This is a genomic window from Nocardioides sp. (assembly GCF_035703625.1).
In the GTDB taxonomy this organism is placed as follows: domain Bacteria; phylum Actinomycetota; class Actinomycetes; order Propionibacteriales; family Nocardioidaceae; genus Nocardioides.
The window spans coordinates 1-24060 of sequence record NZ_DASSXS010000153.1 but is presented as its reverse complement, the minus strand read 5'-3'; the positions used below and the strand labels follow the sequence as shown (position 1 = coordinate 24060).

Below are 24060 nucleotides of genomic sequence, written 5' to 3'. Positions count from 1 at the left end.
GTGAGCAGCACTCCCCGGATGAGGGCCGCGGCGGACATCAGAGGCGGTCCGTCGCGAAGAGCATCGGATCGACCGTCACGTTGGCGTGGGCCATCTTCTCCAGGAACTTCGGGCGGAGGCCGGTCGAGCGCATCCGCCCCTGGGCCTTGCCGTCACGGTCGAACCCGGCCGAGTGGTCGAACAGGAAGACGTCCTGGAGGGTGATCACGTCACCCTCCATCCGCTCCACCTCGGTGATGTGCGTGATCCGGCGGGAGCCGTCCTTGAGACGGGCCTGGTGGACGATCAGGTCCACCGCGGAGGCGACCTGCTCGCGGATGGCACGCATCGGCAGGTCCATCCCGGCCATCAGCACCATGGTCTCCATGCGGGCGAGGGTGTCGCGCGGACCGTTGGAGTGCAGGGTGCAGATGGACCCGTCGTGACCGGTGTTCATGGCCTGCAGCATGTCGAGGGCTGACGCATCGCGGACCTCGCCGACGATGATGCGGTCGGGGCGCATGCGCAGGCTGTTCTTGACCAGGTCGCGGATCGTGACCGCGCCCTTGCCCTCGATGTTCGCCGGTCGCGACTCCAGCCGCACCACGTGCTCCTGCTTGAGCTGGAGCTCGGCCGCGTCCTCGATGGTGACGATGCGCTCGTCGTTCGGGATGAAGGACGAGAGGACGTTGAGGGTGGTGGTCTTCCCGGCACCGGTACCGCCGGAGACGATGACGTTCAGCCGGCCGCGCACGCAGGCGTCCAGGAAGTCGGCGGTTTGCGGGGACAGCGACCCGAAGTCGATGAGGTTCTGGACCGTGAGCGGGTCGGCTGCGAACTTCCGGATCGTCAGCGCGGACCCGTCCACCGCCAGAGGAGGGATGACCGCGTTGACCCGGCTGCCGTCGGGGAGCCGCGCGTCCACCATGGGACTGGACTCGTCGACCCGTCGCCCGATCCGGGAGACGATCTTGTCGATCGTGCGGCGCAGGTGACCCTCGTCGTCGAACTGGGCGTCGGCACACACGAGCCTGCCCTTCTTCTCGAGCCAGATGTTGTCGTGCCCGTTGACCATGACCTCGGAGACGTCCTCGTCGCGCAGGAACGGCTCGATCGGCCCGTAGCCCAGGATGTCGTCGCTGATCTCCTGGATGATCCGGTTGCGTTCCTTGTTGCTGATCGGGCGGTCCTGGGTCGCCAGGACGTCAGCCAGGACCGCGCGCACCCGGTGGTCGAGCTCCTGCTGGTCCATGTCGGAGGTGTAGAGCTGCGGGCCGAGCTGCTTGAGCAGCTCGGCGTGCACGGTCACCTTGAGCTCCTCGAGCTGGTCACCAGCGGCACGCAGCGACCGGCGCGCACCCATGGACTCGGCGGGCGGACCTGAATGCGTGGTCACAGGTCGATGTGCTGCCGGCGGCTGCTGCTCGGACGAGACGTCGGCGCGGCGCTTGCCCACCACGGGAGCCGGCGGGGCCTCGGCAAAGGCTCCGTCGTCGTGGGACTGCGTCGGATCGACCGACGGTCCCTGCTGCGAGGTGTCCCGCGCCCACTCCAGGCCGGCGTCGGGGTCGGCCTCGACTCGCTCGTCGGTGCGCGCCCTGCGCGCGGCGGCGAGCCGGTCTCCCAGGCTGCTCATGGTCTGCTCACCTGCGCTTCCGGAATCGGCGGGCGCCCCGTTCGTCGCCTGCGACACGCCTGTCCGCGGCCGCAACGGGTGCGGCGGGCTCACCGGTCAGCCTGCCGGCGAGGTTCCGCAGCGCGGCACTCGAGACGTGGCCCGGGTTGGCGGCCAGGATGGGGGTGCCGGCGTTGGTCGCGGCGGCGATGTCCAGCGAGGTGGGGATCAGCGCGGCCACCGGCATGCCCAGGATCGTCTCCACCTTCTCCGGGCCGAGCCCGACCTGGTCGTCGGCCCGGTTCAGCAGCAGGTGGCGATGTCCCGGGGCGATGTTGAGGGCCTCGAGGGTCTCGAGGGCCACCTTGACGTTCTTGAGGGTGGGAACGTCGAGGGTAGCCACGATGACGCACTCGTCGGTCTCGTCCAGGGCGGTCAGGGTCTGGTCGTCGAACGCAGGAGCGGTGTCGACCACGATGAAGTCGAACTGTTCGCGGAGCTGCCGCAGCACCCGCGAGACCAGCGCCCCGGTCACCCGGTCGAGGACGTCGGGGTGGCTGGGGGCAGCCAGCACCATCAGCGAGTCGGGGTGGCGGGTCAGCAACGAGTCGAGCATCGGACCGTCGAGGGAGTCCTCGGAGCCGATCGCGTGCTCGATCGAGTGGCTGGGGAACAGCTGCAGCGTGATGGCGACGTCGCCGAAGGCGAGGTCGAGGTCCACCAGGCACACCTTGCGGGCGCCCCGGTCGGTCAGGGCGAGGGCGAGGTTGACCGCCATCGTGGTCTTGCCGACCCCGCCCTTGGGCGAGAAGACGGTGACGATTCGGCCGCTGTGGATCGCGCCCCCGGGGCCGCGCAGGGCGACGTAGAGCTGGTAGGCACGCTCGACCGCATCGGTGATCGCGTCCGGGTCGCCGGACTGGACGACGTCGCGGACGCCGGCCTGCATCGCCTCCCGCAGCACCATGGCATCCACGTCTTCGCGCACGAGCACGACGCTGGTTGCCGGACGCGAGAGCCGCATCCCGTTCGACATCGAGAGGGCGTCGGCGATGTCGACGTGGGGCCCGAGCACGACGACGTACTCCTCGGGGCGGTTGGCCAGCCAGGGCTCCAGGCGGTCGAAGAACTCGATGCCGTGCCCTCCCGAGGGGACGGCTTTCAGCAGCAGGGCCAGGGTCTCGGTGTCCTGGTCGACGACGACGGGCATGTCACCTCACTTGAAGACGTTGTCGAAGGTGGCGCCCGGGCCGGGCTTGATCGAGCTGTCCGGCGTGCGGAGGCCGAGGACGACCTCGCCGTTGGCGACGGCGAAGTGGACCTTCTCGGCCTCTTCCTTGGACACGGCCAGGGTCAGCAGGGTCTGCGGGATCTCGGACGTGGTCTGCTCGCCCTCGGCCGTGGTCGTCGTCTTGGTGGTGGTCGTGGTGGAGCCCACGCCGAGGACGGTCACCTGGGGGAGCAGCATCCGGGAGAAGCCGATGCCGCTGCCCGGCGTCCCGGTGAAGAAGACCGTGACCTCGGAGCCGGGGTTGATGAAGCCGGCCACGCGGCCGGGATCGGTGAGGTTCACCGAGATGGCGATGTCGTTCTTGGGGACGTCCAGATCGGACTTGGCGGCGAGCGCCTCGGCGGCCGGCCCGAACTTGTCCGAGATGATCTGCTCTCCGGGGTAGATCGTGGTGACCGCCACCTGCCCGGAGAGTGCCTCCGTGCTGGTCTGGCTGTTGGGCAGGACGTCGTTCTTGGCCACCGCCTCGAGCGCGAGCTTTCCGTTGGTGGCGGCGTCGTCGATGCTCTCACCCTGCTCGATGGTGGTCACCGCCCGCAGCACCTCGACGGTCTCGAACCGCTCCTCGGCGCGGTTGTCGGCCCCCTTGACGTAGAGGAAGACGAGCGCGGTGCCCAACGCGGCGACGAGCGCAGCCGCAAGCAGCAGTACGGTGCGGCGGTTCATCGACAGCCCAGCCCTTCGAGGTGGTGAGTGAATAGTGCGCCGTCGAGCCCCGAGTCCCGAGATGCCACGACGAGCACACTTCAACTGTAGGAGGAAAGCCGGCCTCGCGGGGCGATTTCGTGATACCCGTGTGGTTCGGGTCGCGCGTGGGGCTGCTGGGAGTCGGCCGTCAGGCCTGGTAGAGGTCGGCGATCTCGTCGCGGCACTGGCGCAGCACGACACTGCGCTTCAGCTTCAGGCTCGGCGTGAGCTGGCCGCCTTCCTCGGTCCAGTCGTGGTCGAGGATCGTGAACTTGCGGATCGACTCGGCCCGGGAGACCGCCTGGTTGGCCTCGTCCACCGCGGCCGCGATCTCTGCCCGCAGGTCGGCGTCGCTCGCCAGGTCGGACACGCGCCGGGACTTCCCGTTGGCAGCAGCCCACTCGGCGGCAGACTCCTGGTCGAGGGTCACCAGGGCGGCGATGAAGGGCTGGCCGTCGCCCACGACGAGGCACTGGCTGACCAGCCAGTGGGCGCGCAGCCGGTCCTCGAGCATGGCCGGGGCGACGTTCTTGCCACCAGCGGTCACCAGGATCTCGCGCTTGCGCCCGGTGATCCTGACGAACCCCTCGTCGTCCACCTCCCCGACGTCGCCGGTGTGCAGCCACCCGTCCCGCTCGAGCACCTCGGCGGTGGCGGGTTCGTCGTTCCAGTACCCGGCGAACACCTGGCCGCCCCGGCACATGAGCTCTCCGTCGTCGGCCACCCGGACCGCGGTGCCGGGCAGCGGCCGGCCCACGGTGCCGACCTTGTGCGCCTCCGGGGTGTTCACCGTGATCGCGGCGGTCGTCTCGGTCAGCCCGTAGCCCTCGAGGACGGTCAGGCCGATGCCGCGGTAGAAGTGGCCGAGGCGGTCGCCCAGCGGGGCCCCGCCGGAGACGGCGTACCGGCAGCCGCCGAGTGCCTCCCTCAGCCGGCCGTAGACGAGGCGTGAGTACGCCGCATGCCGGGCGCGGACGGCCAGGGAGGGCCCGCCCCTGTCCAGCCCGCGCGACCACGCGATGGCGGTCTCGGCGGCCCGGTCGAACAGTCGGCCGCGTCCGTCGGCGGTGGCGCGCTGGGAGGCGACGTTGAACATCTTCTCGAAGATGCGTGGCACCGCGAGGACGAACGTGGGCCGGTAGGCGGCCAGATCGGGGAGGAGCGTCGCGATGTCGGCGCTGTGGGCCAGCCGGGTGCGGGATCTCACACAGCCCACCTGGACGATCCGGGCCAGCACGTGCGCCAGGGGCAGGAAGAGCAGCGTCGCGCCGTCCTCGCCGAACAGCTCCTGGAGCTCGTCGACCGCGACACCGAGCTCGAACATGAAGTTCCCGTGGGTCAGCATGCAGCCCTTCGGCCGCCCGGTGGTCCCCGACGTGTAGATCAGCGTGGCCAGGTCGAGCGGGGTCGCGGTGGTGCGGCGCTTGTCCAGGTCGTCGTCGGAGATGTCCGCCCCGAGCCGGGTCAGCACGTCGAGCGCATTGTCGTCGAACGCCCACACGTGGTTGAGCTGCTCCAGGTCGCCCCGTCCCTCCGCGATCCGGGCGAGATGCCCCTGGCCCTCGGCGATCACGGCCCGCGCCCCGGAGTCGCGCAGGATCCAGGCGATCTGGTCGGCGGAGGAGGTCTCGTACATCGGGACCGTCACCGCGCCGGCGAACCAGATGGCGTAGTCGACGAGGGTCCACTCGTAGCGGGTACGCGAGATCAGTGCGACCCGATCACCGGGCTCGATCCCGGCGGCGACGAGGCCCTTGGCGACGGCGCTGACCTCACCCAGGAACCGCGCTGCCGTGACGTCCTGCCACTGGCCGTTCACGCGTCGGCTGAACACCACCGCGGACGCGGCCTCGCGGGCGTTCCTGACGACGTCATCGGTGAGGTTCCCTCGACGGGGAACCTCGATCGTCAGGGGCGTGGAGTACTCACGCACAGGGCCTCCGGTGGTCGCCGACGAGAAGTCACGCGGCAGGTTACCGGTGTCCTGCGGGCGGGCACAGGTCCGGTACGCTCGCGAAATGGCCGAACAGACCACCTCCTCGATCGTCGTGGACGCCGAGCCGGCGGCTGTCATGGCCGTGATCGGCGACTTCGAGGCCTATCCCGAGTGGGCCAAGGGCGTGAAGAAGGCCGAGGTGGTGGCCGAGGGTGCCGACGGCTGGGCGGACCAGGTCTTCTTCGTCCTCGACGTGTCGCCGATCCGCGACGAGTACACCCTCGCCTACGAGTGGAAGGGTGACGAGCAGGTCACCTGGAGCCTGGTCTCCGGCAAGATGCTGCGCTCCCTCGACGGTGCCTACGTCCTGCGGGACCTGGGCAACGGCTCCACCGAGGTCACGTACCGGCTGGCGCTCGACGTGTCGATCCCGCTGATCGGGATGCTCAAGCGCAAGGGCGAGAAGATCCTGATCGACACCGCGCTGAAGGGTCTCAAGAAGCGCGTCGAGTCGCTCTGAGCCGGTCAGTGCGGATCCTCCTCTTCACCGGCAAGGGCGGCGTCGGCAAGTCCACGATCGCCGCCGGTACGTCGGCGCTCGCCGCTGCGAAGGGGCAGCGGACGCTCGTGCTCTCCACGGACGCGGCCCACTCGCTGGCAGACGCGTTCGGGGCACAGGTCGGGTCCGAGCCGACACAGGTGGCCGACAACCTCTTCGTGCAGCAGGTCGACGCCCAGCTCCGGTTCGAGCAGTCCTGGTCGGAGATCCAGGGCTACCTCCTGTCGGTGCTCGACGTCGCCGGGGTCGATCCGATCGCCGCCGAGGAGATGACCGTGATCCCCGGCGCCGAGGAGGTGCTGGCACTGCTCGAGCTCCGGCTGCATGCGCTCTCCGGCGAGTGGGACGCCATCGTGGTCGACTGCGCTCCCACGGCGGAGACGCTGCGCCTGCTCGCGCTGCCCGAGGCCCTGGGGTGGTACATGCAGCGGGTGTTCCCGGTGGAGCGGCGAGTCGTGAAGGCGCTCAAGCCCGTCCTGTCCCGTGCAGCAGGGGTGCCGATGCCGGAGGAGTCGGTCTTCGACGCGGTGGAGCGGCTGCACTTCGAGCTAGACGAGGTCCGCAGCCTTCTCTCGGGGCCACATGCGAGCGTCCGCCTGGTGCTGACGCCCGAGAACGTCGTCCTGGCGGAGGCCCGGCGGTCGTTCACCACCCTGTCGTTGTTCGGGTACCGCGTCGACGGCGTGATCGCCAACCGGGTCTTCCCGGCCGAGGGCGCCGATGACTGGCGGGCCGGGTGGGTCAGGGCCCAGGACGCCGTGCTGGCGCAGGTGGCCCAGTCGTTCGCGGGACTGCCGGTGTGGCAGTCGGTCTACCGTTCCGGGGAACCGGTGGGGGTGGACGCCCTCGCCGAGCTCGCCGCTGACGTCTACGGCGAGGACGACCCGCTCGCCGCCCCCCAAGGCGACGGGCCCTTCCGGATCACCCGCAACCACTCGGGCGCGCAGCTGTCCCTCGCCCTGCCGTTCGTCTCGCGCGCCGAGGTCGACCTGGCCAGGAACGGCGACGAGCTGGTGCTGACCGTCGGGTCGTATCGTCGCCTGCTGACGCTGCCCTCCGGCCTGGCCCGCTACCGGGTCGCCGGGGCGCGGGTCGAGGAGGGGGAGCTGCAGGTCAGGTTCGAGGAGAGGAACACGTGAACGAGTCCCGAGACGCCGCGGGCGAGGGGCCGGACGAGCAGGTCGGCAGCGTGGCCGACGAGGCCGTCAAGCTCTTCGGCGCACTGTCGGACTGGGCGCGCGACCACGGGCCCGACATCGGCCACGGTCTGTCCGGAATGGCCTCCCAGGCGGCCGCGTCCGCCCACGAGGTCAACGAGCACATCGCCACGGGCGCCGAGGAGTGCACCTACTGCCCGATCTGCCGCACCATGCACGTCGTACGCCTCGCCAGCCCGGAGGTCCGCACCCACCTCGCGATGGCGGCTGCGAACCTGATGCAGGCCGCGGCCGGCATCCTCGCGGCCGCGAGCACCCACGACGCGGGCGCGGGTGGTGCCCGGCGGGACGGCGTGGAGCACATCGATCTCGACGGGGGCGACTGGCCGGAGGAGACCCGGTGACCCTGGCCTGCGGGATCGACGTCGGCGGGACCAAGATCGCCGGCGGGGTCGTCGACCGCGACGGCCAGGTCCTCGCCCACGCGACGGTCGAGTCGCCTGCCGAGCAGGTCGAGGCCATCGAGGAAGCCATCGTCGAGCTGGTCACGGACCTGCGCGCCGAGCACCCGATCGAGGCGGTGGGCGTGGGGGCGGCGGGATACGTCGACCGCACGCGCTCGACGATCCTCTTCGCACCCAACGTGGCCTGGCGCAACGTCGACCTGAGGGCCGAGCTCGAGCCTCGCCTGGACCTCCCGGTCGTGATCGAGAACGACGCCAACGCGGCAGCCTGGGGAGAGTTCACCTACGGCGCCGGCCACGACGTCGACGACCTCCTCCTCGTCACCGTCGGCACCGGCGTCGGTGGCGGCATCGTCCTCGACGGCGAGCTCTACCGGGGAGCGTTCGGGGTGGGCGCCGAGATCGGCCACCTCCGCGTGGTCCGTGACGGGCAGCTGTGTGGCTGCGGCAAGCACGGCTGTCTCGAGCAGTACGGCAGCGGCACGGCCCTCGTGCGCAACGCACGGGCAGCGGCCGCCGGCGGCGGACACGCAGCCGACGCGCTGGTCGAGCTGGCCGGCGGCGATCCCCACGCGATCGACGGCCCGATGATCACCCAGGCCGCCCAGGCGGGCGACGACTTCGCGATCCAGCAGCTGGCCAACCTCGGCCGGTGGCTGGGCGAGGGGATCGCCGCGCTCGCGACCGTCCTCGACCCCGCCGCCGTCGCGGTCGGAGGTGGAGTCGGCGACGCCGGCGACCTGATCCTCGAACCGCTGCGGGACGCGTTCGCGCGGCACCTCCCGGGGCTGCCCTACCGGCCGCTCGCCGAGGTTCGGCTGGCGGCGCTCGGCAACCGTGCGGGCATGATCGGCGCCGCCGACCTGGCCCGCAGGTAGCCGCCGTGTCGGTGGTCGTGGGGGTCGACGTCGGCGGTAGCAAGGTCCTCGCCGCCGTGGTGTCGCCCACGGGGGACGTGGTGCGCTCGGTGCTGGCCAGGACCCCCGGGCGGCTCGTCGACGCCGCCGTCGTCGAGGACGTGATGACCGACGCCGTCCGGTCCGTGGCAGACGGTGAGGACATCGCGGCGATCGGCGTGGCGGCTGCGGGGTTCGTCGACCAGTCCGGCGAGCGGGTGGTGTTCGCGCCCCACCTGCCCTGGCGGGGCGAGCAGCTGCGCGGCCGTCTCACCGAACGCTGGGGGGTCCCGGTCGCGCTCGACAACGACGCCAACTGCACGGCGGTGGCCGAGGCGACGTACGGCGTGGCCGGCGGGGACGGCACCACCGTCGTGGTGACGATGGGCACCGGCATCGGAGGCGCCATCCTGGTCGAGGGCCGGGTGCTCCGCGGCCGCAACGGCATGGCGGGGGAGTTCGGGCACATGAGGGTCGTCCCGGACGGCCAGCCCTGCGAGTGCGGAGGCCGGGGGTGCTGGGAGCAGTACGCCAGCGGCGGCGCGCTGGTCCGCTACGCCCGAGCGCAGATCGGGCTCGAGCCCTCGGTCCTCACCGAGGCCTGCGGCGGCGACCCGGACCGGCTCACCGGGCCGATGGTCACCGACGCCGCCGGCGACGGCGACCTCGTCGCCCGCCAGGCGTTCGGCTCCGTCGGGCACTGGCTCGGGGTCGGCCTGGCCAACCTCGTGGCCGCACTCGACCCGCACCGCATCGTGGTGGGCGGCGGGGTGTCGGCCGCGGGGGACCGGTTGCTCGACCCCGCGCGGGTGGAGCTGGAGCGGTCGGTGGTCGCGGCCGGTCACCGCGCCGTACCGCCGGTGCTGGCGGCCCGGCTCGGTCCCGAGGCCGGCGCGGTCGGCGCGGCCGAGCTCGCCCGCCGCTCCTTGTGAGTCGGTAGCCGTCGCGGCTCGCTCGACCACCGACGATCCGATCAGGCGCGGCGGTACTCCGGCACCAGCTCCACGGCGAGCTGCTCGAGGAACAGCCCCACGTCGGTCACGATGCCGCGCGCCTGGGACGAGCCCCGGTCGGAGAGCTTGGTGACCGTGGCGGGGTTGATGTCGACGCAGACGAGCGGGATCGAGGCGGGCAGGATGTTGCCCGTCGCCACGGAGTGCAGCATGGTCGCCACCATCAGGCAGAAACCGACGTCCTCGAGCTCGGCCCGCATCGCCCGCTGGCCCTCGATCACGTCGGTGTGGACGTCCGGCAGCGGGCCGTCGTCGCGGACCGACCCGACCAGGACGAACCTCTTGTCGTTGACGACCAGGGCGTGCATGATCCCGCCCTCCAGCACGCCGTTCTCCACCGCGGCCCGGATCGAGCCCTCCTTGCGGATCGTGTTCAGGGCGCGGATGTGGTGCTCGTGGCCGTGCTCGACGCCGCGGCCCATGGAGAGGTCGACGCCCAGGCTGGTGCCGTAGAGGGCGGCCTCGATGTCGTGGGTCGCCAGGGCGTTGCCGGCGAACAGCACGTCGACGAAACCGGCCCGCACCATGGCCACCATCGCCGGCGCCGCCCCGGTGTGCACGACTCCGGGACCGCCGACCCACAGCACCTTCTTGCCGGCGGCCCGCGCCTCCCGCATCCCCTCCGCGACCTGACGCACCAGCACGGCCTGGGGCTTCTCGGAGGAGACGTCGGACTCCATGAAGCCGAACGTCTCGTCGTCCCGGGCCGCCTGCGGCACCTGCACCCGGATCCCGGAGGCCCCGGTCACGACGCTCATCCCGGCCCTGACGTCGGACATCGGGAGGGTGACGATGCGCACGGGGACCTCGTTCTCGGTCTCGACGACCAGGCCGCAGTCCATCTCGGGATTGACGACGTCGTACCACCGACTTGCCAGCCGCACCTTCGTCGGCAGGTTGGTGGTGGAGTAGAAGCCGTCCGGGAACACGCCGTCGAGTTCGGCGGTGGCCACCGCCGCCTCGCCCGGGTCGACCTGGTTGACTCCGCGCGTCTGCAGTCGCATCAGCAGGCGTTGCAGCGCTTCGTCGTCATCGGTGGTCACGGTGATGGTGGCGCGCGAGTGGGCGTGGGCCCCGCGGCCGACCTCGAACTTGTCGATGACGTAGTCGCCGCCGTACTCGCGGATGTCGTCGAGGATCGGGCCGAGGACCCCGCTGTCGATGAGGTGGCCGGCCACTTCCACGGTCTCGCTGACGCTCACGCTCGTCAGCCTAGCGACGAGGGTCAGACGCGGGCGCCGTTGTCCCAGGGGTCCCGCGGCCCCCGCTCCATGGTGAACACGAGGTAGAGGAACCCGGCCACGAAGTAGCCCACGAGGCCCTTCTCGAGCCACGAGGGGAAGGGCAGCGCGAGCACCATGACCACCAGCAGCACCGCGGGGGCGCCGAAGACGCCGATCCACGCCGCGAGCCGCACCGGCGTCGGGCGGGGGAGCGGCGGGGGCGGCGGCGGGACGAAGCGCTCGTCGTCGGGCTCGCTCCAGTCGTCGACCTCGGCCTCGGCGTCGTCGGCGTCGTACGCCGGCTCCGGGTCGGTCCCGGCCGGCGCGGGGTCGACCTCCGCGCGCTCTCCGTAGTTCTCCACGATGGAGCGCCAGGCGTCGTCCTCGTCCTGTCTGCTCACGATGCCACGGTACGTCAGGCGGTGGCGCGGGCGATGAACGCGGCCGACTCCTCGAAGATCTGGGGGGCGTCGTTGTCGAGGGTCGCCACGTGGTAGCTCTCGCGCAGGGTGCGCTCGGTGACGTCGGTCGAGGAGACCCGTTCGGCGATCAGGGGCACCGTCGCGTCGTCGACGACGTGGTCCTCCTCGGAGTGGAACACCAGGAGCGGGGCGGTGATCCGGTGCAGGTCGCGTGCGAGCACCCGCCCGGCCCGGAACATCGAGTCCGCGGCCTTGAGCGGGGTCCGGGTGTACCCGTGCTCCTCCACCCCGGGCTTCTTGATGTCGTTGGTGATGCCGGGGAAGGAGGGCACCAGCCACTTGAGCACGGGCAGCGCGAGCACGTCCTTGCGGCGCGTGATCACCATCGGGTTCACCACCACGACGGCCGCAACCCGGTCCGGGTGGTCTGCCGCCAGCCGCAGCACCAGGCCACCGCCCATCGACAGCCCGCAGGCCGCCACGGCGTCGTTCTCCCCGAGGGCCTTCTCGAAAGCCCCGGTGACCTGGGCGTACCAGTCGTCCCAGGTGGTGCCGTTCATCTGCTGCCAGGTGGTGCCGTGCCCGGGCAGGAGCGGGAGCTCCACGCCGTACCCGCGCTCGGCGAGGGCCTCGGCCCAGGGGCGCATCGAGGCCGGCGAACCGGTGAAGCCGTGGCTGAGCACCACGGCGATCCGGCGGCCGCCCGTGAGCTCGGGCCGCGCCGGTGCGCTGAACGGGGCAGCGTGGGAGTCGGTCGTCATGGGCGCGATTGTGCCCGAAGGTCGGCAGCCTTCTGCGGGGTGGGGAAGGTGGCCTCGAGGGTCTAGGCTTCGAGCGTCCGGGTCGCGCGGGGGAAGGCAGGTGAGTCAACGGTGTTCTACTGGTTCCTGAAGTGGATCGCCATCGGTCCCGTGCTGCGCATCGTGTTCCGTCCGCAGGTCGAGGGCGCAGCCAACGTCCCCTCCGAGGGCCCCGCGATCCTGGCCAGCAACCACCTCTCGTACGCCGACTGGCTCTTCATGCCGCTGACCCTCCCGCGACGGGTGACCTTCGTGGCCAAGGCCGAGTACTTCACCTCTCCCGGGCTGAAGGGATGGTTCCAGAGGAAGTTCTTCTCGGGTGCCGGCCAGGTGCCGATCGACCGGGGCGGAGCGTCGGCGGCCGAGGGCGCCCTCTCCTCGGCCAGGCGGATCCTCGGGGAGGGCGAGCTCTTCGGCATCTACCCGGAGGGCACGCGCTCCCACGACGGTCGGCTGTACCGCGGCAAGACCGGGGTCGCCCGTCTGGCCATGGAGACCAGGGTGCCGGTGATCCCGGTGGCCGTCGTCGGCACCGACGTGGTCGCGCCGCCCGGCAAGAAGTTCGGCACGCTGACCCGGCCGTGCGTGCGCTTCGGCAAGCCCCTCGACTTCTCGCGGTACGAGGGGATGGAGAACGACCGCTACATCCTGAGGTCGATCACCGACGAGATCATGTACGAGATCATGCGGCTCTCCGGACAGGAGTACGTCGACATGTACGCCAGCCGGGCCAAGGAGGAAGCGAAGCGGGGCGCGGCGGGCAACGATCCCGCGCCCGAGGCCGAGAAGCGGGCGTCCTGACCCCGACCAGCGCCTCACCCGCCGCGCTCGCCGTCGAGGACGGGCTGTTCCGGGCGCTCGCGGTCCTGAGGGTGCTCGTCCTGGTCAACGCGATCGGGCTCAACATCTATCGGGCCGACAACTTCCAGCACCCCCGCGCCGGCGCGGTCGTGGTCGCGGTGATGGCGGCGTGGACGGTGTTCGCGGTCTGGGCGTACTCCGACCACCGGCGCCGGGTGCCCGCTTTGCTGCTGGCCGACCTGGCGGTGGCGCTGGCCACGATCCTCGCCTCGCCGCTCGTCAAGGGGGAGGAGCTGCGCGCCACCATCCCCGGGTTCTGGGTGATGGGGGCGCTCCTGGCCTGGGCGATCCACTGGCGGTGGCTGGGCGGCCTGGTCGCAGGCCTCCTGCTGGCGGCGGCCGACCTCGGCGTGCGCCAGCAGGTGGACCAGGGCAACTACGGCAACGTCTTCCTCCTCGTCATCGGCGGCCCGGTCGTCGGGTTCATGTGCGGCGTGCTGCAGCAGCTGGCGTCGGATCGTGAGGTGGCGGAGCGGGCGGCAGCGGCGGCCGCCGAACGGGACCGGCTCGCCCGCGCCGTCCACGACGGCGTCCTGCAGGTGCTCGCTCTGATGCAGCGCCGCGGTCGGGAGCTCGGCGGAGAGGCGGAGGAGCTGGGACGGCTCGCCGGCGAGCAGGAGAGCGCGCTGCGGTCGCTCATCCGGCAGCAGGACACGCTGGCGGGGGGAGGCACCGAGGCGACCCAGGACCTGGCGGGGGCTCTGGCCGCCCTCGAGCGCGAGCATCCGGTGCGCGTCTCGACGCCGGCCGAGCCGGTGCTGCTCGCGGGGGCGCGGACCACCGAGGTGGTCGCCGCGGTGCGTGAGTGCCTGTCCAACGTGGCCCGGCACGTGGGGCCGGACGCCCCGGCCTGGGTGCTCCTCGAGGCTTTCGACGACCGGGTGGAGGTCTCGGTGCGCGACGAAGGTGGCGGGATCCCCGCGGGACGGCTGGACGAAGCCGCGTCGGCGGGCCGGCTCGGGGTGGCCCAGTCGATCCGGGGCCGGATCGTCGACCTCGGCGGCACCGCCTCCGTGAGCACCGGGTCCTTCGGCACCGAGTGGGAGCTCGTCGTCCCCCGCTGACGTCGAGTCGGCGCGTTTGCATGCGCTGGGCTGGTCGAGTCGGCGCACTTGCGTTGCAGTTGCGCCGAGTCGGGGTGTTTGCGCGTTGCAGTTGCGCCGAGTCGGGGTGTTCGAGCGTTGCAGCTGCGCCGAGTCGGGGTGTTTGAGCGTTGCAGCTGCGCCGAGTCGGGGTGTTTGCGCGTTGCAGTTGCGCCGACTCGGCGGACGTAGGGTCGGGCTCGTGACGATCCACGACACCCACCCGTTCCTCGACCCCGAGTCGGAGCGGGACCCGGTACGCCGGTTCCGGGGGCGGCTGGGCGGTGCGGTCACCCTGTGGACGTCGGGCGCGGACCGCGGTCGGGCCGGCCTGACCGTCTCGTCCCTGATGGTGGCTGGAGGTGAGCCGGCGAGGCTCTTGGCGCTGCTCGACCCCGACTCCGACCTCGCCGAGGCGCTGCAGCGGACGGGCCGGGCCGTCGTACACCTGCTGGGGTGGCGGCACCGTGACCTCGCCGACGCCTTCGCCGGCGTGGCGCCGGCGCCGGGTGGGCCGTTCCGGCTGGCCGAGTTCGAGTCCGGTGCGTGGGGCCCGCGGCTGGTGGACGTGCCGGGGTGGGCCGCGGTGACGCTGGAGTCGGAGCAGCAGGTCGGGTGGTCGAGCCTGGTCAGCTGTGTCGTCGACGAGGTGGAGCTCGGCGAGGACGAGCCTCCACTGGTGCATCGGCGCGGTCACTACGTGCGGCCGACCGACTAGAGTCCGAGGCGTGAGCGACAGGACACCGGAAGTGGCGACCCCGGAAGCGGCGATCCGGGTGATGGTGGTCGACGACCACCCGATGTGGCGAGACGCGGTCGAGCGAGACCTCCAGGCAGCGGGGTTCGACGTCGTGGGGGTGGCGGCCAACGGCGACGAGGCGCTGGCGCGGTTCCCCGCGGCCCGCCCGAACGTGCTGGTCCTGGATCTGCAGATCCCCGGACCCAACGGCGTCGAGGTGACCGCCGCGGTGCTGCGGGAGGACCCGTCGGCCCGGGTGCTGATCCTGTCGGCGTCGGGGGAGCAGGCCGACGTCCTCGACGCCGTCAAGGCCGGCGCGACCGGCTACCTGGTGAAGTCCGCGTCGCGGGAGGAGCTCCTGGCCGCCGTACGACGCGTCGCGGCCGGCGACACGGTGTTCACGCCCGGGCTGGCCGGGCTGGTGCTCGGCGAGTTCCGCCGCATGTCCGAGCCGTCGGCCGGCCCTGACCATCCCGAGCTGACCGACCGCGAGACGGAGGTCCTCAAGATGGTGGCCAAGGGGATGTCCTACAAGCAGATCGCCCAGCGACTCGTGATCTCCCACCGCACCGTGCAGAACCACGTGCAGAACACCCTGCGCAAGCTGCAGATGCACAACCGCGTGGAGCTCACCCGCTATGCCATCGAGCAGGGTCTCGACGACGACGGAGCCTGAGCTCAGCGGTCCTCGTCGTCCTCGTCATCGTCGACGTACCAGTCGCTGTCCCAGGTCACGTCCGCGTACGTTCCGTGCGACTCCACCTCGGCCACGCTGTAGGGATGGGGCGTGACGGTCTCCAGCGTCGCGCGGATCGCTGCCTCGCCGGCGGCCAGAGCCGCTTCGAGATGCGGAGGATGCACCTTGCGCCACGCGGCGTCATTGAGCGCCAGCGTGTAACGGAACTGGATCGGCTTGCCCCAGTTGGGGACCAGCTCGACCCTCGGTCTCTGCTGGCCCCGGCGTCGCGCCCTGTTCTCCATGACCCGTCTGCTCCCTGATCGACGGTGGTGAGCTCACTGTTGCGCCCACGTCGGCGAGATAGCCGAATCTCCGCAGCGTACGCGCAATGACGAACTCGTGACTGCCCGCGTTTGGGAATTCCCGATCCGGGCACGGGCGCCAAGGGGAGGGTCGTCGGCGGTGTTTCACCGCCGTCGTTGTCAAGGGAGGGAACCAAAGCATGAGTGCAACCGCAAAGATCGCGTTCGGAGTGGCCAGCGGATATCTGCTGGGCCGCACGAAGAAGCTCAAGCTGGCCATCACGCTCGGGAGCATGCTGGCGGGTCAGCGCATCGCCACCGATCCCAAGGCGTTGATGAGGCAGGCCTCCGAGCTGATCGAGAAGAACCCAGAGCTCTCCAAGCTGCAGGACGACATCAGCGGCAACCTGCTCGAAGCCGCCAAGGGCGCCGCCATCGCCCAGATGTCGTCCCGGCTGCAGGCGATCAGTGCGTCTCTGCAGGACCAGGACGCCGACGATGACGAGGAAGAGCCCGGGAACGAGTACGACGAGGAAGAGCCCGAGGACGAGTACGAGGACGAGGCACCTGAGGACGAGGAGCCCGACGACGAGTACGAAGAGCCCGAGGATGAGGCTCCTGAGGACGAAGAGCCTGAGGACGAGGCGCCCGAGGACGAGGCTCCTGAGGACGAGGAGCCCGAGGACGAAGAGCCCGCGCCGCGTCCCCGCAAGCGCACGGCCAGGCGAACCGCTGCCAAGAAGTCGGCGGCCAAGAAGTCGGCGCCCAGGAAGTCGGCGGCCAGCAAGGGTGCGGCCAAGAAGGCCACGTCCAAGAAGGCCCCCGCCAAGCGCAGCGCGGCGAAGAAGGCGCCGGCGAAGAAGAGCACGGCCAGGAAGACGAGCTCTCGCAAGTCCACGAGCTCGCGGTCCGGGTCGAGGAGCTGATGGCGATGGCAGACACGAAGAACAGCGGTATCGACGAGCTGAAGACGAGCTTCCAGGACGTCGTGAAGGCACTGGGTGACAAGGCGATGAGCTCTGTCGGCGGCCGGGTCAGCGACATGACCGACAAGCTGACCGACATCGCGGACGGCGGTCCGATCGGCAAGGCGGCGGGCGAGGGGGCGAAGGCGGCCGCCGACGGCGACTCGCCCGTCGGAGGCGCGCTCAAGGGCGGCCTGTCCGGGCTGAAGGACAAGGCCAAGGACATCATCCCGGGCATGTCTGGCGGCGGAGGGGGCGGAGGCAAGGCGACCAAGTCGACGAACATCGTGGAGACGATCGACGTCGGCGTCCCGGTCTCGGTCGCCTACAACGCCTGGACCGAGTACCACAAGTGGCCGGACTTCATGAAGAAGGTGGAGTCGGCCAAGCAGGAGGAGGACGAGCCGACCGTCTCGATGAAGGCGCAGATCGTCTGGTCGCACCGTTCGTGGGACGCGACGATCAAGCACCAGGTGCCGGACGAGACGATCCTGTGGCGGTCGAAGGGCGCGAAGGGACACGTCGACGGCTGTGTCACGTTCCACGAGATCGCACCGCGGCTGACCAGGATCCTGGTCGTGCTCGAGTACTACCCCCAGGGCCTCTTCGAGAAGACCGGCAACATCTGGGAGGCACAGGGTCGCCGCGCTCGCGCCGAGATCAGGCACTTCCGCCGCCACGTCATGATGAACACGCTCCTCGAGCCCGAGGAGGTCGAGGGTTGGCGCGGCGAGATCCACGACGAGGAAGTGACCAGGTCACATGACGAGGTCGTGGCGGAAGAAGAACAAGAGGAGCAGGACGAGGCCGCCGACGGCGAGTACGACGACGGGGAACCCGAGGACGAGTACGAGGACGGGGAACCCGACGACGAGGAACCCGAGGACGAGTACGACGACGAGGAACCCGAAGAGGAAGAGCCCCGGCGTCCGCGCAAGAAGTCGACTTCCAGGAAGGGCAGGTAGGCCATGACCGTCACGCAACATCGAGGTGGAAGCGGATACCTCGACCGCCCCAGCCCCAGCGGGCTGGCCGACGTCATCGAGATCATTCTCGACAAGGGGCTGGTCATCGACGCCTACGTCCGGATCTCGGTCGTCGGTATCGAGCTGATCACCATCGATGCCCGGATCGTGATCGCGAGCGTCGACACCTACCTGCGGTTCGCCGAGGCCACCAACCGGCTCGACCTGTACCAGCACGGCGGCAAGGACCTGGTCGAGGCGACAGGGGAGCTGGCCGAGCGTGGAGCGGGCGGCAAGACGTCCGGCGTGATCAAGGGCGCCAAGAAGGCACTGACCGGTGGCGACGACGACAAGGACGATGACGACGACCGTCCCACCAAGAAGGCGTCGTCCCGGCGCCGTCGCCAAGAGTCGTGAACGACGCCCGCTACGTCTACGGCGTCGTCCGCGCCGATGCGCAGGTCGACCCCGAGGTCGCAGGATCGGGCCTCGGGGACGGCGTCGAGCTCGTCCGGACGGACGTGTTGGCCGCTGTGGTGGAGGGGATCGATCCCTCCAGACCGATCGGGACGCGGAAGGACCTCGTGGCCCACAGCAGCGTGCTCAACGCCATGGCCCTCAGCGGTGCGGTGGTCCCGCTCCGCTTCGGCACGGTCCTGACGGACGAGGACTCCGTGGCGGACGACCTGTTGGTTCCCATGCAACAGGAGTTCACGGAGCTCCTGGCCGAGCTCGACCACCATGCGCAGTACACGCTCAGCGCGCGGTACGACCTCGACGTGGTGCTCACCGAGGTCGTCCGCGAACGCCCGGACGTCGCTGCGCTGCGCGAGCAGACGTCGGCGCTCCCCGAGGATCTGGGCCACCCCGACCGCATCCGCATGGGTGAGCTGGTCGCGCAGGCCGTCCAGGCCAAGCGCGACCAGGACGGCGTGGTCGTCGTGGACGCGGTGTCGCCGTACTCGGAGGCCACGGTGGTCAAGGAGGGCCGCGGAATGGACGGCCTGGTCGAGGTCGCCTGCCTGGTGGCAGACGAGAGCCGCGATGCCTTCGAGGAGGCGGCCGAGACACTCGCACGCGATCTCGGCGATCGCGTACGGATGCGGATGCTCGGCCCGATCGCGCCGTACGACTTCGTGCCCGGTGACTGAAGGGATGGGTGACCGAGGATGGGTCTGATCACCGGGCTGCTCGGGCTGCCGCTGGCACCGGTGCGCGGCACGGTCAAGGTCGCCGAGGTGGTGCTCGAGCAGGCGGAGCGCGAGTTCTACGACCCGGACGTGATCCGGCGTCAGCTGCAGGAGGTCGACGATGCGCTCGCCGACGGCAGGATCTCGAAGGAGGAGGCCGAACGGCTCGAGGATGAGCTGGTGCAGAGACTGATGGAAGGTCGACGTCTCCGAGACGAACGGGAGGGCCGTTAGGACATGGCGGAAGCCGCGAAGCGCACGAAGAGGACCGCACCGGCGAAGAAGTCTGCGGCAAATCGGTCACAGGCGAGCGCCACCGGGAAGCCCGCCAGGAAGAGCCAGGGCCAGGCCCGGAAGCCGCGGGCCCGGGCCGAGGCGCGACCGCGCCCCAAGCCCATGCAGGTGGCCGGCAGGATCGCCGAGCAGCTGGCGGAGCTGACCGGGAAGATCCCGGAGAGCGTGACCGCCATCGAGAGGAACGACGACGGTTGGACCATCCAGCTCGAGGTCGTGGAGAGCCGACGGATCCCCGACTCCGCGGACATGCTGGCCCTCTACCTCGTCGAGGCGGACAGCTCCGGCGACCTCATGGGCTACCGCCGGCAGCGGCGCTACGCCCGCGGACACTCAGGTGACGACCCGGAGGCGAACCGATGACGGCGCAGACGGGCCAGCCGGCCAGGACCGAGGCGCGCACGGGGTACGGCGTCGCCCGCCAGCAGCCGCAGCCGGCGAACCTGGCCGACATCCTCGAGCGCGTCCTGGACAAGGGCATCGTCATCGCGGGGGACATCAAGGTCAACCTCCTCGACATCGAGCTGTTGACCATCAAGATCCGCCTCCTCGTCGCGTCGGTCGACAAGGCGAAGGAGATGGGCATCGACTGGTGGGAGAACGACCCCATGCTCAGCTCGAGGGGGACCGGTGACCTCGCGCAGGAGAACGAGCAGCTCAAGCGGCGAGTGAGGGAGCTGGAGTCCGGGGATGATTGAGTCCGGCCTCTACTGCTACGCCCTCGCCGGCGACCTGGCGGGCGAGAATCTCGCCGAGGAGACGGGAATCGAGGGCGGGCCACTGCGCACCGTGGAGCACGAGGGGCTGGTCGCGGTGGTCAGCGAGGTGGACCTGGCCGAGTTCGGCGAGGAAGGGCTGCGCCGCAACCTGGAGGATCTCGCCTGGCTCGAGGCCGTCGCCACGGCTCACGACCGGGTCGTACGGCTGGTCGCCGACCTCGCACCCACCGCACCCCTGCGACTGGCGACGATCTTCCTCTCCGAGCAGGGGGTCCGCGACCGGCTGGTCGAGTGGCAGCGGCCGGCACGGCAGGCGCTGGACCGGATCCGGGACGCCCGCGAGTGGAGCGTCAAGGTCTACGCCGACCCTGCCCCCGCGGCGCCCGACCCGGCTCCGGGCACACCGGTCCCGGAGGGGCCCGGTGCCGGACGCGCGTACCTCCTCGGGCGCCGCGCCGCTGCGCAGGCCCGGAACCGATCGGTCGAGGACGGCGTCCGCGCCGCCGAGGCCGTCCACGAACGCTTGACCGCCGCGGCGGCGGACAGCCAGCGGCTCGCACCGCAGGACCGGCGGCTGACCGGCCACGTCGGCGAGATGGTGCTCAACGGCGCCTACCTGGTCCCGGACACGGAGACCGCCGGCTTCCAGGCCCTGATCGAGGAGCTGGCCACCGACCAGCCCGGGGTGCGGGTCGAGTCCGCGGGCCCCTGGGCGCCGTACTCCTTCGCCCGGCTGGAGGACTCGTGAGCCTGGCGCACGGTGCCGAAGCCGAGGTCACCCACTCCGGCAGGGTCCAGCCGGAGGTCGCGCTCGTCGACCTGCTGGACCGGCTGCTGGGCGCCGGAGTGGTGATCTCCGGAGACGTCACGATCTCGCTGTCGGGCGTGGACCTGGTCCAGATCCGCCTGCATGCGCTGATCACCTCCGTCCGCGCCGAGATGGCCCAGGCGGGCCGGTGAGCGGCCGGCACGCGCTCCCGCAGCGGATCGAGACCGATCCGGAGGGGGTGCAGCGCGACCTGATGAAGCTGGTGCTCACCATCATCGAGCTGGTCCGTCAGCTCATGGAGCGCCAGGCCATCCGCCGCGTCGACGAGGGCGACCTCGACGACGACCAGGTGGAGGACCTCGGGGTCGGACTCATGCGCCTGGAGCAGGCGATGACGGACCTGCGCGAACAGTTCGACCTCTCGGCGGCGGACCTCAACCTGGACCTCGGGCCACTGGGCACCCTGCTCGAACCGCCCGGCCGCTGAGCGAGGCTCTCTCGACACCTGGGCACGAGTCCGGCTGCGTGCTCCTAGGATCCCCTCATGGGTGTGGAGCTGCTGGCCATCGCCGACGAGCTCTACGGGCTGGCGCCGGGGGAGTTCACCCCGGCTCGGGACGCGAGGGCCAGGGAGCTCAAGGGCAGTGAACTCTCGGCCCAGGTCAAGAAGCTGAGGAAGTCGTCGGTGGCGGCGTGGGTGGTCAACCAGCTCGTGCGCCACGAGACCGAGCAGGTCGAGCAGGTGCTGGCGATGGGGGAGGCGTTGCGGGCAGCACAGTCCGGGCTGAAGGGGGACGAGCTCCGGGCACTGACCCGTCAGCGACGGCAGCTGACCGCGGCGGTCACCACCCGCGCCCGCGCGGTGGCCTCGGGGCTCGGGGTGAAGGTGACCCCGGCGGTGGCCGACCAGGTCGAGGCCACGCTGACCGCGGCCATGGTCGACGAGGAGTGCGCGCGGGCAGTGCGCAGCGGCCTGCTGGTGAGCGCCCTCGCCAGCACCGGGATCGACGTGGCCGATGTCGCCGGCGCCGTGGCCGCGCCCGAGGCGCTGGGGTTCGCGGCGAGTCCGCGTGCCGCGGAGGAGGAGGCGCCGCCCGAGCTGCACGTCGTACCCGATCCGGAGGCGGACCAGAAGGCGCGCGACGAGGCCAGACAGGCGCTCGAAGGGGCCGAGAGCAGGCTGGCCGAGGCGTCCGCGGCGCTCGACGAGGCGGGCAAGGAGGTTGCGGACCTCGAGGCCCGGAGCATGCAGCTCCAGGCCGAGCTCGACGAGCTCAGGGGCAAGGTCGCCGAGCTGGAGGCGCGGTTCGAGGAGGTCGACGACGAGCTGGCCGACGCCGAGGACGTGCGGGCCGAGGCCGAGTCGACCGTGGCGTCGGCGACCAGGGACCGCGACGCGGCGGCCACCGCCCTGGCCAAATTGCGATAGTCCGTCACGAAGAGCTCCACCTGATCGCCCGATGTGGAGCCTTTCGTGACGGACTATCCCCTCGACGGGTCGGCAGCGACCCCTGTGGACAACCGGGCGGCGGTAGCCGCGAACTGGGCAACCTCCCGGCATGTCAGAGCACTTCCGACCACCGCCCTTCCACCCAGATCGTCCGGGGCTCATTGCTCCGGTACGGCTCGATCCGGCGGGGCGGACCGGACCGACCCGCGGGCAGGCGAAGGGGTCCCAATGGCGACGCAGCAGTCACGGGTTCTACGTGCCGAGCAGCATCGACGCGACCAGGGTCGAGCAGAGAATTGTCGAAGCAGCCGCCCTGATCCCGCCGGGTGGTGGTGCCGTGACGGGCTGGGCGGCCCTGAGGTGGCTGGGAGGCAGGTGGTTCCACGGGGCCGACGCCGCGGGCGAACCGCTGCCCGTCGATCTCGCGATGTGGAGCAATGTCAGGGAGCAGCAGGGGATCTCTCTCTGCGAAGAGCGCCTGTCGCCCCACGACGTGATCGAGGTCGACGGACTGCCGGTGACCATCCCGGTGCGGTCGGTGGCGTTCGCGATGCGATACGCCGCGAGCCTCCGGCAGGCGGTCACCGCCTTCGACATGGCCGCCTTCAACGACCTCGTGTCGAAGGACGAGCTGGTCGCCTACGCGGGGCTCGCACCGAGGGCGGGTCTCTCTGGCTGGACCGGGATGCCAGCGTGCCGCAAGGGGATCCTTCTGGCCGACGAGAACGCGTGGTCGCCGCAGGAGGTAGGAACCCGGTTGACCTGGGAGATCGAGGCCGGCCTGCCGCGGCCACTGGCGAACGTCCCGGTCTTCGATCGGGTTGGCAACCACATCGGCACGCCCGACCTGCTCGACCCAACTTCGGGCGTGGCAGTGGAGTACGACGGCGCCATGCACCTGGAGGGCACGCGGCGTGTGCGCGACGTACGACGTGAGGAGGCGTTCCGCCAGGTCGGGCTGGAGTGCCTCACCGTGCTGGCGGGCGACTCGTCCAACCGGCCGCTGCTCGTCGGACGCATGATCGCCGCGCGTGAGCGCGCGTTGCGGCTCCCCGAGGATCAGCGGCGCTGGACGATCCAGCCTCCAGCATGGTGGACGCCCACGCTGACCGTGGCGCAGCGCCGCGCCCTCACCGAGTCGCAACGGGCCCGGTTGCTCCGACACCGTGCCGCCTAGCGATCCCCAGCTCGGGTAGTCCGTCACCAAGAGCTCCGCCGGACGGTCCGATCTGGAGCGTTTCGTGACGGACTATCTCAGTCGGCCCAGCTCAGTCGGCCCAGCTCAGTCGGCCCAGCCCTTCGACCGGGACACCGCCTCGGTCCACCGCGCGTGCGCGGCGTCGGCCGCATCGCGGGAGCCGCTGGGTTCGAAACGGCGGTCGAGCTGCCAGGTGTCGCGCAGGTCGTCGGTCGAGGACCAGACGCCACTGCCCAGCCCGGCGAGGAACGCGGCTCCCAGCGCGGTCGTCTCGACGATCTCCGGTCGCTCGACCGGGCTGTCGATCTGGTCGGCCTGGATCTGGCAGAGCAGGTCGTTGGCGCTGGCGCCGCCGTCGGCCCGCAGCGCCGAGCCGGCCGCACCGGGCATGGTCGCGAGCACGTCGCGCACCTCGAAGGCGATCGCCTCCAGGGTGGCGCGGACGATGTGGGCGCGGGTGGTGCCGCGGGTCAGGCCGATCAGCAGTCCGCGCGCGTGCGGGTCCCAGTGGGGTGCGCCCAGGCCGGTCAGTGCCGGGACGAACACCACCCCCTCGCTGTCGTCGACGGTGGCGGCGATGGCGGCGGTCTCGGCTGCCGAACCGATGATCTGCAGGCCGTCTCGAAGCCACTGGACGGCGGCGCCGGTCACGAAGATCGCGCCCTCCAGGGCATAGGTCAGCTCCCCGTCGGGCGAGCGCCAGGCGGCGGTGGAGAGCAGGCCGGCGTCGGAGCGCTCGAGGGTCGTCCCGGTGTTGGTCAGGATGAACGAGCCGGTGCCGTAGGTGCACTTGGAGTCGCCGACG

At 70.9% G+C, this 24060-nt stretch carries 29 protein-coding genes and 1 pseudogene; 21 read left to right on the top strand and 9 right to left on the bottom strand.

Annotated elements, in window-relative coordinates; translation table 11 throughout:
* Nucleotides 1-37 precede the first annotated feature (37 nt).
* From VFN12_RS07535 to VFN12_RS07520, 4 genes are all read right to left on the bottom strand, one after another.
* Nucleotides 38-1615, bottom strand: a complete 1578-nt coding sequence (locus tag VFN12_RS07535; protein WP_325118014.1) for a CpaF family protein — start codon at nucleotides 1613-1615, stop codon at nucleotides 38-40.
* Between the two features lie 7 nt (nucleotides 1616-1622).
* A complete protein-coding gene (locus tag VFN12_RS07530) occupies nucleotides 1623-2804 on the bottom strand; it encodes an AAA family ATPase (protein ID WP_325118013.1) in 1182 nt (393 codons plus the stop codon).
* A gap of 6 nt (nucleotides 2805-2810) precedes the next feature.
* The gene (gene cpaB, locus VFN12_RS07525; protein ID WP_325118012.1) at nucleotides 2811-3551 is read right to left on the bottom strand and encodes a Flp pilus assembly protein CpaB; all 741 of its coding nucleotides are present in this window, start codon (nucleotides 3549-3551) and stop codon (nucleotides 2811-2813) included.
* Between the two features lie 169 nt (nucleotides 3552-3720).
* On the bottom strand, nucleotides 3721-5505 hold the full coding sequence (locus VFN12_RS07520; protein ID WP_325118011.1) for an AMP-dependent synthetase/ligase: 1785 nt from the start codon (nucleotides 5503-5505) through the stop codon (nucleotides 3721-3723).
* A gap of 85 nt (nucleotides 5506-5590) precedes the next feature.
* On the opposite strand from VFN12_RS07520, the gene VFN12_RS07515 reads away from it, so the two are divergent.
* The 5 genes from VFN12_RS07515 to VFN12_RS07495 are packed head-to-tail and all read left to right on the top strand — an operon-like array spanning nucleotide 5591 to nucleotide 9516.
* Nucleotides 5591-6028, top strand: coding sequence for an SRPBCC family protein (locus tag VFN12_RS07515; RefSeq protein WP_325118010.1), 438 nt, complete (start codon nucleotides 5591-5593; stop codon nucleotides 6026-6028).
* An 8-nt stretch (nucleotides 6029-6036) separates the two neighbouring features.
* Nucleotides 6037-7206: an ArsA family ATPase gene (locus tag VFN12_RS07510; RefSeq protein ID WP_325118009.1), complete on the top strand. Its 1170-nt coding sequence runs from the start codon at nucleotides 6037-6039 to the stop codon at nucleotides 7204-7206.
* The gene (locus VFN12_RS07505) at nucleotides 7203-7628 is read left to right on the top strand and encodes a hypothetical protein (protein WP_325118008.1); all 426 of its coding nucleotides are present in this window, start codon (nucleotides 7203-7205) and stop codon (nucleotides 7626-7628) included. Before VFN12_RS07510 ends, VFN12_RS07505 begins: the two co-directional genes overlap by 4 nt.
* The gene (locus VFN12_RS07500; protein WP_325118007.1) at nucleotides 7625-8566 is read left to right on the top strand and encodes an ROK family glucokinase; all 942 of its coding nucleotides are present in this window, start codon (nucleotides 7625-7627) and stop codon (nucleotides 8564-8566) included. Before VFN12_RS07505 ends, VFN12_RS07500 begins: the two co-directional genes overlap by 4 nt.
* Nucleotides 8567-8571: 5 nt before the next feature.
* On the top strand, nucleotides 8572-9516 hold the full coding sequence (locus VFN12_RS07495) for an ROK family protein (RefSeq protein ID WP_325118006.1): 945 nt from the start codon (nucleotides 8572-8574) through the stop codon (nucleotides 9514-9516).
* Between the two features lie 41 nt (nucleotides 9517-9557).
* On the opposite strand, the gene VFN12_RS07490 is transcribed toward VFN12_RS07495, so the two are convergent.
* The 3 genes from VFN12_RS07490 to VFN12_RS07480 are packed head-to-tail and all read right to left on the bottom strand — an operon-like array spanning nucleotide 9558 to nucleotide 12003.
* A complete protein-coding gene (locus VFN12_RS07490) occupies nucleotides 9558-10799 on the bottom strand; it encodes a TIGR00300 family protein (RefSeq protein ID WP_325118005.1) in 1242 nt (413 codons plus the stop codon).
* Between the two features lie 23 nt (nucleotides 10800-10822).
* The gene (locus VFN12_RS07485; RefSeq protein WP_325118004.1) at nucleotides 10823-11221 is read right to left on the bottom strand and encodes a hypothetical protein; all 399 of its coding nucleotides are present in this window, start codon (nucleotides 11219-11221) and stop codon (nucleotides 10823-10825) included.
* A 14-nt stretch (nucleotides 11222-11235) separates the two neighbouring features.
* Nucleotides 11236-12003, bottom strand: a complete 768-nt coding sequence (locus VFN12_RS07480) for an alpha/beta hydrolase (protein WP_325118003.1) — start codon at nucleotides 12001-12003, stop codon at nucleotides 11236-11238.
* Between the two features lie 111 nt (nucleotides 12004-12114).
* Between VFN12_RS07480 and VFN12_RS07475 the strand changes: the two genes are divergently transcribed.
* The 4 genes from VFN12_RS07475 to VFN12_RS07460 all read left to right on the top strand — a co-directional run bounded on the left by VFN12_RS07475 (nucleotide 12115) and on the right by VFN12_RS07460 (nucleotide 15400).
* Nucleotides 12115-12843, top strand: a complete 729-nt coding sequence (locus tag VFN12_RS07475; protein WP_325118002.1) for a lysophospholipid acyltransferase family protein — start codon at nucleotides 12115-12117, stop codon at nucleotides 12841-12843.
* Between the two features lie 71 nt (nucleotides 12844-12914).
* The gene (macS, locus tag VFN12_RS07470; protein WP_414690016.1) at nucleotides 12915-13967 is read left to right on the top strand and encodes a MacS family sensor histidine kinase; all 1053 of its coding nucleotides are present in this window, start codon (nucleotides 12915-12917) and stop codon (nucleotides 13965-13967) included.
* 220 nt (nucleotides 13968-14187) lie between these two features.
* Entirely contained in the window at nucleotides 14188-14703 is a 516-nt protein-coding gene (locus tag VFN12_RS07465) for a flavin reductase family protein (protein ID WP_325118001.1), read from the top strand.
* A 61-nt stretch (nucleotides 14704-14764) separates the two neighbouring features.
* Nucleotides 14765-15400: a response regulator transcription factor gene (locus VFN12_RS07460; RefSeq protein ID WP_325118015.1), complete on the top strand. Its 636-nt coding sequence runs from the start codon at nucleotides 14765-14767 to the stop codon at nucleotides 15398-15400.
* Nucleotides 15401-15402: 2 nt separating this feature from the next.
* On the opposite strand, the gene VFN12_RS07455 is transcribed toward VFN12_RS07460, so the two are convergent.
* A complete protein-coding gene (locus VFN12_RS07455) occupies nucleotides 15403-15705 on the bottom strand; it encodes a hypothetical protein (RefSeq protein WP_325118000.1) in 303 nt (100 codons plus the stop codon).
* Nucleotides 15706-15905: 200 nt separating this feature from the next.
* Between VFN12_RS07455 and VFN12_RS07450 the strand changes: the two genes are divergently transcribed.
* From VFN12_RS07450 to VFN12_RS07395, 12 genes and pseudogenes are all read left to right on the top strand, one after another.
* The gene (locus tag VFN12_RS07450) at nucleotides 15906-16631 is read left to right on the top strand and encodes a hypothetical protein (protein ID WP_325117999.1); all 726 of its coding nucleotides are present in this window, start codon (nucleotides 15906-15908) and stop codon (nucleotides 16629-16631) included.
* Nucleotides 16632-16636: 5 nt separating this feature from the next.
* On the top strand, nucleotides 16637-17635 hold the full coding sequence (locus VFN12_RS07445) for an SRPBCC family protein (RefSeq protein WP_325117998.1): 999 nt from the start codon (nucleotides 16637-16639) through the stop codon (nucleotides 17633-17635).
* A gap of 3 nt (nucleotides 17636-17638) precedes the next feature.
* A pseudogene (gene gvpJ / locus VFN12_RS17565) lies at nucleotides 17639-17845 on the top strand (gas vesicle protein GvpJ); the annotation flags it as partial.
* 203 nt (nucleotides 17846-18048) lie between these two features.
* Nucleotides 18049-18786 carry a GvpL/GvpF family gas vesicle protein gene (locus VFN12_RS07435; RefSeq protein ID WP_325117996.1) on the top strand — a complete coding sequence of 246 codons (738 nt, stop codon included), beginning with the start codon at nucleotides 18049-18051 and terminating at the stop codon, nucleotides 18784-18786.
* Nucleotides 18787-18804: 18 nt separating this feature from the next.
* A complete protein-coding gene (locus VFN12_RS07430) occupies nucleotides 18805-19059 on the top strand; it encodes a gas vesicle protein GvpG (protein WP_325117995.1) in 255 nt (84 codons plus the stop codon).
* 3 nt (nucleotides 19060-19062) lie between these two features.
* Nucleotides 19063-19482 carry a gas vesicle protein gene (locus VFN12_RS07425; RefSeq protein ID WP_325117994.1) on the top strand — a complete coding sequence of 140 codons (420 nt, stop codon included), beginning with the start codon at nucleotides 19063-19065 and terminating at the stop codon, nucleotides 19480-19482.
* Nucleotides 19479-19817, top strand: a complete 339-nt coding sequence (locus VFN12_RS07420) for a gas vesicle protein (RefSeq protein ID WP_325117993.1) — start codon at nucleotides 19479-19481, stop codon at nucleotides 19815-19817. Before VFN12_RS07425 ends, VFN12_RS07420 begins: the two co-directional genes overlap by 4 nt.
* Nucleotides 19810-20586 (top strand): GvpL/GvpF family gas vesicle protein, encoded by a 777-nt coding sequence (locus VFN12_RS07415; RefSeq protein WP_325117992.1) that lies wholly within the window; start codon nucleotides 19810-19812, stop codon nucleotides 20584-20586. Before VFN12_RS07420 ends, VFN12_RS07415 begins: the two co-directional genes overlap by 8 nt.
* Nucleotides 20583-20798, top strand: a complete 216-nt coding sequence (locus VFN12_RS07410) for a gas vesicle protein (protein ID WP_325117991.1) — start codon at nucleotides 20583-20585, stop codon at nucleotides 20796-20798. The genes VFN12_RS07415 and VFN12_RS07410 overlap by 4 nt, the downstream gene beginning before the upstream one ends.
* Nucleotides 20795-21094 (top strand): gas vesicle protein K, encoded by a 300-nt coding sequence (locus VFN12_RS07405; RefSeq protein ID WP_325117990.1) that lies wholly within the window; start codon nucleotides 20795-20797, stop codon nucleotides 21092-21094. Before VFN12_RS07410 ends, VFN12_RS07405 begins: the two co-directional genes overlap by 4 nt.
* Nucleotides 21095-21151: 57 nt before the next feature.
* On the top strand, nucleotides 21152-22036 hold the full coding sequence (locus VFN12_RS07400; protein ID WP_325117989.1) for a hypothetical protein: 885 nt from the start codon (nucleotides 21152-21154) through the stop codon (nucleotides 22034-22036).
* Between the two features lie 277 nt (nucleotides 22037-22313).
* Entirely contained in the window at nucleotides 22314-23234 is a 921-nt protein-coding gene (locus tag VFN12_RS07395) for a hypothetical protein (protein ID WP_325117988.1), read from the top strand.
* A 105-nt stretch (nucleotides 23235-23339) separates the two neighbouring features.
* Here VFN12_RS07395 and VFN12_RS07390 read toward each other — a convergent pair.
* A partial coding sequence (locus tag VFN12_RS07390; RefSeq protein WP_325117987.1) for an FGGY family carbohydrate kinase occupies nucleotides 23340-24060 on the bottom strand: 721 nt, incomplete at its 5' end.